The organism is Streptococcus mitis (assembly GCF_946188695.1).
Taxonomy (GTDB): Bacteria; Bacillota; Bacilli; order Lactobacillales; family Streptococcaceae; genus Streptococcus; species Streptococcus mitis_DF.
On sequence record NZ_CAMHWI010000013.1, the window covers coordinates 1 to 14221 of the forward strand.

The window sequence follows — 14221 nt, forward strand, 5'->3', positions numbered from 1 at the left end:
TGCCTCTGAAGTATTGACTTCTTCTTTATATTCAAATGTTGAACCTTCTGGATATTGATCTGGATCAATACTATCTTTGACACTAGGTTGTTCATTCCCTTCACTAACTGGAACAATTTGAGGATAACCTTTTGCGACTACTACAGTTGCTGGAACTTCAACTAATGGATTTCCATCTTTATCCGTTACTACAACCGTTGTTTCCTTGTCTCCTGCCTTACTTGTTTCAACTGGTTCTTTAAATTTAAACTTAGAACCTTCAGGATAATTTTCTTCATCAACACTCTTAGAGGCGTCTGGTTGTGTATTCTCTTTATTTTCTGCCACATATTGTGTCTTACTATCGACCACTACAATTTTAGCAGGAATCTCTGCAACTATTTCTGTACCTAGCTTAGCTACAACTGTTACATCTTTGTCTCCTGTGGAACCAGTATTCGGTTTTTCTTTATACTCAAACGTGGTTCCTTCTGGGAATTTACTTGGATCAATACTATCTTTCGGTGAGATACCTTCTTTGTTTACTGGAACATACTGAGGATAACTTTCTACCACCCGTACCGTTGCTGGAACTTCGACAAGTTTATTACCTGCTTTGTCTTTAACAACTACTGTAACATTCTTGTCCCCTGCCTCTGAAGTATTGACTTCTTCTTTATATTCAAATGTTGAACCTTCTGGATATTGATCTGGATCAATACTATCTTCAGGATATGGCTGTTTCTTATCTTCATCAACAGGCACGATTTGTGGATAACCTTTTACAACTTTAACCGGTACATTGACGGTTTCTTCTCGCTTCTTATCTCCTGAACCGTACGTTACTGTTATTGGAACTGTCAATGAGTCATCTCCAACTTTTCCAGTTGTTTCTGGAATCTTCGTTTCATCTACTGTTTTATCGTTGCCTTTTGTTGACACGGCATCTTTTAATTGTTCGGAAGATGGTTTAGTTCCTTCTACAACATAAACTGGATAAGCAGTTGACACACGTGGTTGTACTTTAATAATAAATTCTTGAGAAACTTTATCAGTTGTGTCTTTTAAAGTATCAAACACTGGATTTTTATCAAATGGATTGTCAACAATATCGTAACCCATTGATTTCAACACATCGATACGAGTTTGAACATCTCTTTCAGAAATCGTTTCTCCTGTTTTACCAGTTAACATTAATGCATGATCCGTTAATTCTGTTTCTTGTTGAGTTTTTGGATCTACGGAAACGAATTTCACTTTTGCTTTTTGATCATCTTTTTCATAAGTAATCTTAATATTAGCTTTTGGATCTGTGATTTTTGGCGGATGATATCCTTTATCTAAATGTTCTGGATCGATTGGTGTTAATGAATTTCCACTTCCATCTTTTGGAGTATAGCCATCTTTATGAGGAATAATTTCTGTAATTTCCCCAGTTTTTGTTGGGTCTGTTGGATCATTAGGGAATGGAATTGGAGTTTCTTCTAATCCAGTTGTCGGATTAATTGGAGTCCAACTTCCAATCTTCGTATAAGTAACCTTATCCGTTTCATCAGGGATTACTTTTGTATCTTTTTCAGGGGTTACTGCTTCTTTGGCTGGAATTTCTTTTTTATCAGCAATATATCCTGCTAATGTTTTAACTTCTACTTTTTCCCATGTTTGATTTGATGATTCCCAATCTGTATATTCGACTGTTTTATCAACTAGATTTACTTTTGCTTTTCTTGTGAATGACACAGTTTGAACAGTATCATCTAAAGCTTTTTCTTCAGCTGCTGTATTAGAATCTTTCTTCACATAAGAAATCACACGTTTAGCGGTCTTAGTCAAGTCAGATTCAGCCAAGCCCTTAGGCCATTTCAATTCTGGATTATTTCCATTTGGATCTACTGGGCTATCTTTTTCATGTGGCGTTGATGAAGGTACTTCAATGATTCTAGGTTTCAATGTGATTTCAAAGGTTTGAGATGGTTTAGAAACTCCTGCTTCCTCATCATCTTGGTCATCAAAATCAGGATGAGCACCATTTACATTGTATGTATCACTTTCAACTTCGTATCCTTTTCCTTTTAATTCTTTAATTTTATTAGTAATGTCTTCGCTATTTGGTAAGGCAGTTCCCGGTTCACCAGTTAATTCTACTGTTGTAGAGTGCTTACCATCAGTTGTTTTAATGACAACATTTGCTTTTTGATTTTTAACTACGTATTTATAAACAACTTCTGTAGGATTTTCTGATAATATCCCATCTGAATTATTTGGTAAATCAGTTTTAACTAGTTTGTAAACTACACCATTTTCACTAAATTCTTCTTCTGGTGTAACTGAATAATTGGTACCAACAATATTTTCTAATTTTGCTGTAGCATCTTTTAAGACATTTTCTCTAAGAACAGTAGCAGTATCATTAGCTTTTACATATTTTACAGTAACTTTTCCGTATTTTGCTTCATCGTAAGCTGCTACAATATTTGACACCGCATCATAAACTGTACCACTAGTTGATGTTCGCTTATATGGACTATTTTTTAGATACTCTCTAAATACATAGTATTTATTATCAGTTCCTTTAATAATATATGGCGCAGTAGCAGTGGTTGTTTTAACATTCTCATTTTGTGTCTCTTCTTTTTTCGTCGTGTTATTTGCTTCTGTAGCAACATTAGCTTCTGTAAAATCTTTTGTTGGAGTTGCAGTCGCAAATTTATCTACTTCAGCTACTCCCCCTTTAACAATTGAAGTTGCTTTTAAAATCGGATTATTATTAGCAACATTAATATAACGCATAGCAACATTTCCGAGTTCTAAGTATTCTTTAAGCCAATTCCCAGAAGCATCAAATGAATTTTTTTTCGGATTATCCCATGAGATTTCCATATTTGTTGTATATTGACCACTCAAGTCATCCGAACTATTTTCTTTCGTTATTTTGACAGTTTCATTTACAGGTCCAAACTTACCAGTTTGTGAATGATATAAATTAACAGTGTTCGAAACTGGTTCTCTTGACACACCGGCTGCTGCCCAATCAAAACTATAATTTGTATCTGAAGTTGCCTTACCACCCACAATTTTTACAACTAGTTCATCATCAGTAAGACTAATAACTTGAAACTCAGCATAAGTTCTTGGTGATTTTAATATAACATGCTCTTCATTTATCTTAGTGTTAGCAGTTGTTGATTTATTTGATAAATTTGCTCGAACTTTTTTAAAATCGCCACTTTTAACAAATTTATTTAAACTTTTATCGTTTAACTTAATAGTAAAAGTTGTACCTACGCCATATTCATACTTATTTGTACTAAAATTAAATTGTTCACTATGATTTATTAATTCACCATTTTGTCCAAACTCTAAAGTCCCAGAACTTGAAATAGTAGAAGGTGCCTCACTAGGTTTTTCTTGTTTAATATTTGTTTTATTAACAGTATATTCTTTCTCAACAACGGTTTGGTTATTAACTAAGATTTTTGCAGTTACTAATTTATCTTCACTAACTTCAGGATACCTTAAACTATAATCATTCAATGCACCTCCGAAAGATACATCTTTTAAACTTTCAATTGCAGAAGTAAACTTATAAGTAAACCTAGTTTTTGTACCTCTATTTTTTAATTTTGCTTGCTCTTTTTCTTCTAATGATGCTGAATCATCACGCTGAGCCCAAAAGGAAGTTTTTTTACCTTTAGCAGCTTCATTAGTAAATAATTCTTCTATACTCTCTCTTCTGGCAAAAACTTTTCCGTCTTTTGATAATGTCTCAGGCAAAGATGAACCACTTCCTAATTCTTCGAAAGTAATACTTATTTTATCATTTTCATGATAAGAACCATCTTTTAATTTTACATTATAAGAAAACTTAGTTGGAGAATAATTTCCCATTCGGTCATTAGTCGTAATTGTTCCACTGGCAGTAATATTCCCATTCTCTAGTATTTTAGATTCTACATTTCTAGTTTCTTCTGCTCTAAATCCACTCTCTCCTTTTCCTGGAATGGCTTTTCCATTTCGTGGATCTTGATTTTTGTTTTCTTTTTCTAATTTCTTTTCAATGGATGCTTTTGGTATACTTTTAAGAATAAAATCTATATTATTAAGAGAACTTAATTCTTTGTCGATATCTCCCTGTATTACTTTATCATTAGATAATAAGTCTTGCGCTTTAGCTAATTCTTCATTCGCACTTTTGATTACTTCTTCTGTTTTTTCATTCACTTCAGTTTTTTCAAGTAACGCTTGAACACGAGCAACAGCTAATTCTAATTTACTTGTATCAGCTTTAATAAACTGTTTTTCCTCTTGTCTACTCTCATTATTAAAAGATTCAGTTGAAGAAATAACATCTTTAGATCCTGTATTTTCAGAAGTTGCTTCTGATACCTTAAGATTAGAAGTATTAACTCTATCCTCATTATCTGTTTTCTTATCATATTCCTTTGGTTGATGATTTGAAGATACTGAGGCAGCACTACTATCATTACTTTGAATAGCATCTGCCTGAACAGTACCTCCACCAATAAACATCATAAAAGCAGCAATCGCGACTGAAGCTGCTCCAAAACTTACTTTGCGAATAGAAAAACGTAGTTGTTTTTCACGATCATGTTTACCTTTATAAAACATCTGATTTCCTCCGTTATAAATATCTTGTTATATATTATGATACTCTTTTTATCTAATAAATCAATAGAGTTTTTCGCAAAGTTTCATATCACAAAACGAACAATATCCGTATATATATATATATACGGATATTGTTCGCTATTCTTTATAAATATTACATTTTATGAAACATGGATGTTTATTGTCTGAAAAATTACGTTTTTATAACATTTTAAATCACATAAATATTTAGCCTATGTATTTTCCAATCAGCTATTAGTTCCTAGCGCTAATTATTTATCATCAAGTAGTACAACCAGTTTCGAATCAGGTTGATAAATGGCTTCCATTTACTTCCTTCTTTCCTAGTTAATCTATTTTCACTCCAATCCTATCAAATATTCCTTGAAAGAAGTATCACAACTAAAAAGAGAACGAGCCAAAACTGCGTTCTCCTGAAAATGATAAAAATATATTTTATGCCACAAAAGATATGTAAACTAATCTTTTAAATAATAAAAGAGTTCCGACGTTTGTAAATGTTTTGAGTAAATTGAAATTACTTTTTGACCTTTTGGAAATACTGTCTTTCTCTTCAAATCTAATAAAGATTGAGGAACAATTTTCCTAGATGTCTCTTTCAATGTTAATGCTAGTATCTGTTTTCTTGTACGTAAAGCATAATCAAACTCCAAATACAAATAACGTCCTGAACCAGTTAGATGAACATGCTTTCCCAATAACTCCTCAATGGATCCTAAAACTTGTAACTTTTGCATCGTGGTTCCATCTTTTTTTATTTTCAACTCATCAATTATGACATGCCTATTTAAACAATCGTCAAAGAAACTGCCTGCACCTTTTCGGTAATCAACACCACATAGGTGCATGAAATTAGTAGGTGAAAAATGAAGTTCAACACTTTCTATTTCTGTTTCATAATACATGATTTTGCCAACGAAGTGTTCTTTAAAAAAAGAAGCCGCAATTTGTAACTGAGTAAAAAAACGCTGAAGTTTTATTTTTTCGGTGTAATTTGGATTACGATAATCTCTAGAATTTGCCATATTTTCCTCACAAAAAAGGTGGTTTACAGAGTCTGTAAGCCACCTAGTCAGTCGGTTTATTCTGGTGTCTGCCACCGCTTGGCCCTTACGTCCAAGATTGCTATCGGATTTCGTTCTGGTGTCCGCCACCGCTTGGCCCTTATGTCCAAGATTACTATCAGATTGACCATGAGCCGACCACTCATCTACACTATTTATTTTACCTGAAAATAGCTAAAATTTCAAGTTTAAACTCTTCTATTTCGTAGTATAGGCAAAACTGATGGCGCTATCTGCTTGCGAGATTTTTCTAAAGGTATAGTTAGGATTGCCACCATAGTTTGTCTCAGACACAAGGAAAGAACCATCATCATATACTTTCTATAGCGATAGGTAAAACTTTGATACTATCTCCATCTTTTCCCCCGCTTCACACCGTGCGTGCGACTTTCACCGCACACGGCGTTCCATCAATAGTGTATTATCACGATTTTGCTTTATCGTGCTGTATTAATATGATTAACATAATTGTTCTAAGTTCAAATTTTCTTTCAATAATGGTGAATTTCCTGCAAGTTCGCGCAACTGATTTAATTTGGTCAGTCCTGTATCACTCAAATTCAAAAGCTGAAAGAGATTTTTGATAACCTTCTCATTTGTTGCGTGAATCAGGCGATGAATATCTCGTCCAACAATGATAAGGTTCCTATAAGAGTCATCCTTTGTTTCTAACCATGGTCTCTTATGGTGACAATGAATATCATCCATATCCAATTCCTGACCGGTTACAGCACATTTCCCTTTTTGAGCTACAAATAAAGAAATTCGATTATCATTGTATTCAACTGTTGCACGCTTATTTATAATTGAGTGTTCTCTCAGCCATTTTAATTTCCATGTTTCAACAGATTCCTGTTGTTTATGAATCAATTTTCTCCCCTCGGGAGTATACCTATTCAGATTCTTATTTCTTCCTTTTAGTGTTCTCGTCTTGACATAGCTAATTGGAAGAATTGGATAACCCATTAAGTACCGAATATTTTGAGATTGGAGGTAGGGGAGAAGTCCTTTATCTTTTCCCTTGTATTCTCCTATTTTTGTCAGACCTTTCGCCTGCAATCGATTTTTAAAAGAGAGATAAAGCTGATAATGAATTTCTTCTAAATCCTTACTCACATGTGTTGCCATACTATAATAGTTATGAATACCGATAACCATACTATTATACTTCTGTATTTCACGAATAATTGTTTCTTTAGCACCTTTAATTTGTATCAATTTCATCTGTTGTTTCAGTTGATGTTTAATACGTTTCTTGGCTTTTGATGCAATATGAGAGAAACAAACCAAACGATTATTCTTAGAAACTAGCTTTAAAGTAATCCCAAGGAATTCACTGCTTTTCTTTCTCAGATTGGTAATTTGAGATTTTTCCTCTGAAATAGGGAGGTTAAGTCGTTCTTTTAACCACAATTTTACAGCCTTAAACGTTCGCTCTGCCTCATTCCTATTTCGACAAAAGATTTTAAAATCATCCGCATATCGGACAATATAAACTTCTTTTAGCGTCGTTGAAGTTCGCAGCTTTCTGTAAACATGTGACTTGTGTCTTGTTCCCTTGGAATTATATTGAGGAACTAATTCCTTACAATCTCTTTCTTCCCATTGTCGTCCTATCCACCAATCAAATTCATTGAGATTGATATTGGCAAGTAGTGGAGATAAGATACCTCCTTGTGGTGTGCCCTTAGTTGGATAGGTCACTTTTCCATTCGGAAGAACAATTGGTGCTTTTAACATTTTTCGAATAATCACTAGAAGTTGTTTGTCCCTGATACCTAATGTCCAGATTTGACGCATTAACTTAGTATGATTCACTTCATCAAAAAAGCCTTTAATATCAACGTCAACGACATAAGTCATATGACTTTTATTCATACGATACATACAGTCCATAATAGCGTTATCAGCCGACCTTAAGGGTCTAAATCCATAACTGTGTTTGTAAAATTTCGCTTCACAGATTGGATCCAATACTTGTAAAATACACTGTTGGGCCACTCTGTCCCACATCGAGGGAATGCCAAGTGGTCGTTTCTTCCCATTTGGCTTAGGAATCTCTACTCTTCTGACTTTTCTGGTTCTATAATATTGAAATCTTCTTTGAACTTTAGAGATAAAGTCTTCTTGGGTCAGATTTTCTAAATCTTTAATGGTAACACCATCTACTCCTTCGGTTTGACTACCACCATTCCGCTTTATGGTACGATAAGCGAGCAGTATATTCTCGGGAGATATGATAATGTTCATTAAGTTCTTAAAACTGAATCCCTTTTGACTTTTGGAATATAAATCATCAAATATCTCGGTCATGCCATAGTATTCCGCATACCTTAGTTTTTGATGTTTTAATAGTTTGTCATCATTTTTTGGTTTCGTCATGGTCTATCACTCCTCTCTTTGGATTCGTGACCTTTTATGTCTTACAAGAATCCATGAAATGATAAAGTTCATAACAATACACTATTGACTAGTGGCTGTTCCTCCAGTATCATTACAACACTTTCAAAGGTCGTGCCACCACTCTCACTAGAGATTAAGGAAAGTTATGATTTTCTTTCCAATGTTTCTCTGGTTGTGCAACCTCCACATCTCTAGCTTTCGACGTTCCCTTATCTTTATCAATACTAAACTTAGGTGCCTAGCTATACCCCTTCAACTTTGATATGCCTGTAACATAACAAGGAATTTCATATCGTCGATTCTTACTCTTCCTCAAGTTGAAACAACTTACGTTGTTATACGCATTTCTACGTACTCGCCTTCGGAGCGTACATTCGCTGGTTCGTCAGTGCTCATGCACATTCTCACCCTATTTAGTTTTTAATGACTCCCGACCTATCAGATACATATTCCACCTCTGGAACACTTTCGATTCTTAAGTCCTTAAGAATAACGGTATCTTTCAGCCGACTTCACCGAGCTTCAAACCTTTACCTTTGCACAAGATAAACGCATGTCGGAGTATTAGAGAAATCGTTTCAGGGCGTTACCCCTTCATTCCAATTTTCAAGATAAGAGTTCTCCATTCTATTCAAATTTAACCTGATTATCAGGTTGATTTTTCAAGAACGTGTCTAACCTTTTCAGTTAGAAACGTCTCGCACCGACAAAAGCCACATGACCGTAGATGGCTGGTGTGCCATGTGTACCTCCTACAAAAGAAACAATGGCACCTGCTCTTGGTGTAGAGCCAGTTTCCCCACCAAGACTTGAAGCTGTCGCAACCCAGTCCTGACCATTTCCCATGGTATTAATGATTGAAATCTTTTCTCCATTTCTACCTTTTAATTTTAGGCCTAACTGGTTCATACGAGCCGCAACACCCCATGTACATTGTCCATAGGCATAGGCCATACCATCTCCACCACCAGGAACAGAATGATCATACAAGTCCCCACGAACACCTTCAAGGGATTGTGGATCACTCTTTGCCTGTCCTCCATTTGTTTGGCTAAAGCCTTTTTCAATTTGGTAATACCATTCCGTTGCTCTGGTTTGTCTTTCCAGTAGTTTGTCACCAGAATTTCCCTCCCAATAGGTGAGGAAGAGTTGGGCGAGATTAGCTGCACTGCCTGTATTTTTAAAGAAATCTTTTAACCAACTTTGATAGTAAGGACTATCCCCATGAAGCATAAAATCAAGTTGGAGGTCTAAATCATACCACTTCTTATTTTTACTATGTGCATAATTCAATAAAGCTGTATGACGTGTTGAACCATCTGCAGTATCCGTCCATTGCCCTAAACCCAAACCTCTATGAAGGATATTAGGATAAGCACCACTATAAATGGCTGGACCTCCAATCGCTAACCATGCTTCATCATCCCATGAGGAATCGGTAGCTCCAACAGGAGGAGATAAGTAATCTCCTTCAGCTCGTTTAGGATTAATAGAAGATTCTACCGACCAATTTCCTAAAATAGCCGCAATGGCTTGGGGACTTGCCCCTTGAGATTTCAAAAAATCATAAATATGTTTTGCTCGTTCAAACTCATCTCCACCAAACTGACCAATGGCAGGTAAGATAGTGGTCTGAAGTTGAATGACTTTTGGAAAATAAAATTGTGGATTGACATACACTAATTTTTCTTTCTTGTTCTTATACTTTTGATAGGAAACTTTCAAACCTGTATCGTCTGGTGTTTCACCAATAATATCACCCGTTAGAACTCTTGTCCCCTCAATCGCACGGCCATTATGAATAGAATACAAGGTCAATCGACTCTCATTCTCTCCTTTTCCGTTAGTGAGAATAACATTGTCGCCATCTAGAGATACAACACCATCCATTGGTGCGACAATCGTTTGGTGAGCCTTCGCTTCTAGTAGAATGTACTCCTGAAGGGTAGGTTTCCCGTCTAAATCATAGTATCCATAACGATAAGTCATGGTTAGACTATCTTCGTTGCTTTTCCCTTCAAATGGATTGTCCAATTCTTGCATGGAAGCATAGACACCTTCTTCTTTTAGTTCCTTCATTTCCTCTTGATCGTCTTTCGATAGTTTATACTTAGGAGTTTCATAGAGGTCTTGCATGGATTTCAAATCTTCTCCATCGTTTAAATCATGCCACAAAGTAGACAGATAATCCTTGTAAGTTTCTGAACTAAATAAGTGAACTGGTTTGTGTAACTCATAGTCATGGAATTTAAAGTTCATATACCCCATCACATCATCAACTTTTGTGTAATAGGTAATTCCTTTGTCATTTGTACGAGTATGTTCTGCATCTTCCCAAGTTAGGTGGGTATAAGCTTTTGTTAATTCAAATTCATCTTGTTGAATCAAACTAGCAGATGAAAATCCTAAAAAGAAGCTCATCATAAATAAGAGAAGAAAGACTAATCCTCCAACTATCCAGGTTACAGGATTTCCAGCCGTAAATGTAAAGAAGGAAAAGGCTGCTTTTAGTTTTTGATAGATATTTCGGACACTTGTAAGACCTTGTTTCTTTAATTTTCGAAACCGATTTTTAAAGGAACTTGGGTTATCTTTCGCTAGTTTCCATCCTTTTCCATCTTTAAAATGATGGTATCGCTCTTTTGTGTTGGTCAGTCTTTTCTTGGTAAAACGACCTGTTGCTTGTCCTGTTTTGACACTAGCTTTTCCAAGGTTATAAGAAAGCCGACTGTAGCGTTTCCCTTTTCTAATGGTCTCTTGTAAAGTGCGATAACCTTCTAAATCTTCATTTTCTGAAGCTAAATCTCCACCTTCACGTCCAAGGACATAAAGAAAAGTTTTGGCTTTCCTACTGACTTTTTTGGACTTATAGGCTTGTTTAGTATATTTTAAATTTTCTTTAGCAGCCTTTACTTCCTTCTTGGCTTTTAATTCTTCTAAACTCTTCCCTTGAAAGAAAAAATTAGATTTATGTTTCGATTCCTGACCATAAAGAAATTTTTGATTGGTTTTTCTTTCTTTACGACTCTCTTTTCTTTCTTCTTTTGCTTCTACCTTGGCTTCTCTAAATTGCTTCTTGGCTATTTTCAATCGTTTCCTAGCATGAGGCAATCGTCTGTCTCTTAATTCTTTACGATTCAAAAGAGATGGAGGACTATTTTGAAGGATGTGATTGTAGTCTTCATTTGCTTGTTTTACTCTCTCCTTTGAAGCTTCTCTCATCTCCTCTAGCTTTTCTTTTATCTCTTTTTTCCATGCTTTTTCATCCAGTACAGCGGAATCTTTTTTCTGTTTCCTCACCTCCTTCTTTCCTTGTTTCAAGAATTTCTTCTCATCTTTTAGACTTCTTCTAAATGCCTTTCGTGCACGTATGATTTCTCTTTTATCCTTCATTTACCTTCCCCTTAGTTAGAAGCCATTTTATCAGGATCCGTACTCATGATATCAAACAATTGTGTACCTTGAGGAATCTTATTTTTAAAGGGTACGACAACTGAACCAGCTTTTATCAGTCCTGCCCCTTTTTCTGGATTGACAAGGTATTTTTCGAGTTCTTTTGACAAGCCTAAGAGTTGAACCAATTCTTCTCGGTCATTTTTTGCTTGCTTTAGGAGAATCATAAATTCACTATTTGCAATAATCCGTCTACCATTTGGATCTAACAATAAGGTTTCGACATTTTGGGTTATCCCAGTCGGACTGGCTCCATATTTTCTGACACGACTCCACAATTTAAAGAAGAAATCACTGGCATATTTATCTAATAAAAGAAGCTGCATTTCATCAAAATAAATCCAGGTCTTCTTCCCTAATTTTTGGTTCCGAACAACACGATTCCATATCTGATCAAAAACAACCATAAGGGCGATTTGTTTCAGCTCATCTCCTAACTTTTTAACATTATAGATTAAGAAATTAGATCCTGTCTGAATATTGGTCTTATGAGAAAAAATATCAAGAGAACCTTCGACATACAGTTCCATATCAAGCGCCAAATTCTGCGCTTCTTCTTCTGGTTGTTGACTCAAGACAAAGACCCATTCTTCCAAAGAAGGCTCTTTAAATGACTGATAGGTGAGTCTCGTAACTCGGTCGATAATCGATTTTTCTCTTCCATCCATTTTCCTATCCAATAACTTGCCGATAAAGGATAAAAGAAATTCTGATTTTACCTTAACAGGATCCTCATCCATATTTTCCTCAGACAAGTCAAGTACATTGAGATAGGTTTGGGAATCAGGCGCAATATCAATCATTTCTCCTCCAAAAGCTCGTCCAATGACACTGTATTCTGCTTCTGGATCCACGATGATAATTTCGGTATTTTCACCAGATTCCTTGATTTTGGTCGTGATAATTTCATGCTTGGTTGCCATCCCTTTCCCAGCTCCAGATGTCCCTAAAATCAGACCAGACGGTGTATTTAATAAGCTTCGATCAATGGTAATAATATTGCTTGATATTTGATTGATACCGTAATATTTCCCACTACGGTCTTGTAAGTCTACTGAAGTCCATGGAGAGTTCACTGCTACATTGGACGTTAATAAACTCCGTGATACCCCCTCTAAAAAATCACAACCAAATGGTAGCAAACTATTAAAGGCTGCTTCTTGCATATATGGAAGTTTATCAATCATTAAATCATTTGAGCCAGCCACTTGTTGGATCGTGTCTAGGGCTTGTTTGAGTTCTTCTTCATCCTGACCAAAGACCCCAATCAAGAAGACTGTTTGAAACAGTTTATCTCCTGTCTCTGTCATGGTTTTTAAGAGTTCCTCAGCTTCATCGATATTGCTTTCTAATACATGACCTACTTTTTCCAAATAGATACCTGTACGAGCGAGTTTTTGTTGTTCCCCAATCTTTTGGGATTCCATTAAGGTCTTCTTTGTTCGTAGTTTCTTCATGGCATCTGCCTTGGTCGAACTTTGAGCATGAAGGCTCACTATCAATTCCAAATCTCCTTGCATGAGGTCTCGGATAAACTGATCACCTAACTCCATACCGTAGTCTCTGACATAGACAATCTGCAACAAGCGGTCATTGATTTGTAGGTAATTCTTGTTTTTAAAATCCAAGAGATTAGGCGCTATGAAGTGACGAGTTGTCTGACCAGATCTCGTTAAATCACGGTAAGAAAAAGGAAGATGGTGTTCTCCTCTAAGCATATCTGCCAACAAGTTGACACGGTCTTCTCCAGCCAAGGATTCAAATCGTGCATCAATTTCTGAGAAACCACTCTTGAAATATTCTCCTATTTGAGACAAGGAACGATAGGCTTGTTTGGGATTAGAATCCTTTCTACCAAAGCTAATCAGTTTCACAGCTGAAAAGTTATTTTCCCCACTGTCTAAATTCTGATTCATCATCCGATTCAATTCTTTACGATAGGTATCATACCCATCTTCTTTTTCCTCATACAAAACACTTTGTCTAAACTTTTCTAAATTCAATCTTTTATTAAAGATAGTCAATTGGAAGTTGGTTTGGTCGTCTAAGGAGTTAATCAAATCAGAATACTTCTCAATGATTGCGCCCTTATCTTCTAAACCAACGGTCTGGTAATTGACATCACCAAGTAAATAGCTTTGTGAGAAATAATCTTCTTTTACCTGCATCAGACCATTTTGATACAGGGCTTGATAGGAAAGAGTATTAGCCGTTGATGGTAACACTTCCTCTTTTTTCCCTTTAACTTTTTCCTTTTTATTAGTCATTGAAGTTTTTTGTTTCTTTAATGTATTTGATTTTCTTTTCATGTTCAGGTCCTTTCTTTCCTGTAATTGTGCGTAGGGGAACCGTTAATTCAAAGTGTAGACGGTATTTCAAATAATGTTCAAAATATAAATCATTGGGTTTATAGACTCCAAAAAGCATGAGGGGGATGGTAAAGGCAAATACAAAACCGTAAACAAACCAATCTCCAAATTGCCAGAAAAAGAGATTCAAGCCCAAAACAATAATTGTGACAATAAAGGCTGGTAGGACAAAGATGATTTGCCTTGTAGTGAAGCCTAACCAAGCCCTGTGTTGGTATTTTGAAATGTCTTTAAAGACACGTGTATTCATGACTTTCCTTTCTAAAAAGGCTAAGAAGCATTCACTTCCTAGCCTTTATCTAA

The 14221-nt window shown here is 35.6% G+C and carries 7 protein-coding genes and 1 pseudogene; 1 reads left to right on the forward strand and 7 read right to left on the reverse strand.

Annotated features, from left to right (window positions below):
* Together N8L33_RS06415 and N8L33_RS06420 are read right to left on the reverse strand one after the other, a co-directional pair.
* The coding region (locus tag N8L33_RS06415) for a mucin-binding protein (RefSeq protein ID WP_261059293.1) at positions 1–4608 on the reverse strand (4608 nt) is incomplete at its 3' end.
* A gap of 479 nt (positions 4609–5087) precedes the next feature.
* Positions 5088–5654 (reverse strand): PBECR4 domain-containing protein, encoded by a 567-nt coding sequence (locus N8L33_RS06420; RefSeq protein ID WP_000013900.1) that lies wholly within the window; start codon positions 5652–5654, stop codon positions 5088–5090.
* Positions 5655–5672: 18 nt separating this feature from the next.
* Here N8L33_RS06420 and N8L33_RS06425 point away from each other — a divergent pair, with 18 nt between their 5' ends.
* Positions 5673–5861, forward strand: a complete 189-nt coding sequence (locus N8L33_RS06425; RefSeq protein WP_071788347.1) for a hypothetical protein — start codon at positions 5673–5675, stop codon at positions 5859–5861.
* A gap of 30 nt (positions 5862–5891) precedes the next feature.
* On the opposite strand, the pseudogene N8L33_RS10205 reads toward N8L33_RS06425, so the two are convergent.
* The 5 genes and pseudogenes from N8L33_RS10205 to N8L33_RS06445 form a co-directional block, all read right to left on the reverse strand.
* Positions 5892–6014, reverse strand: a pseudogene (locus N8L33_RS10205) (CHAP domain-containing protein); the annotation flags it as partial.
* A 138-nt stretch (positions 6015–6152) separates the two neighbouring features.
* Positions 6153–8075 (reverse strand): group II intron reverse transcriptase/maturase, encoded by a 1923-nt coding sequence (gene ltrA / locus N8L33_RS06430; RefSeq protein WP_261059294.1) that lies wholly within the window; start codon positions 8073–8075, stop codon positions 6153–6155.
* 708 nt (positions 8076–8783) lie between these two features.
* A complete protein-coding gene (locus N8L33_RS06435) occupies positions 8784–11489 on the reverse strand; it encodes a phage tail tip lysozyme (protein ID WP_261059295.1) in 2706 nt (901 codons plus the stop codon).
* An 11-nt stretch (positions 11490–11500) separates the two neighbouring features.
* Positions 11501–13858, reverse strand: coding sequence for a VirB4-like conjugal transfer ATPase, CD1110 family (locus N8L33_RS06440; protein ID WP_192833040.1), 2358 nt, complete (start codon positions 13856–13858; stop codon positions 11501–11503).
* Positions 13809–14168, reverse strand: coding sequence for a PrgI family protein (locus N8L33_RS06445; protein ID WP_001097589.1), 360 nt, complete (start codon positions 14166–14168; stop codon positions 13809–13811). The genes N8L33_RS06440 and N8L33_RS06445 overlap by 50 nt, the downstream gene beginning before the upstream one ends.
* Positions 14169–14221 lie beyond the last annotated feature (53 nt).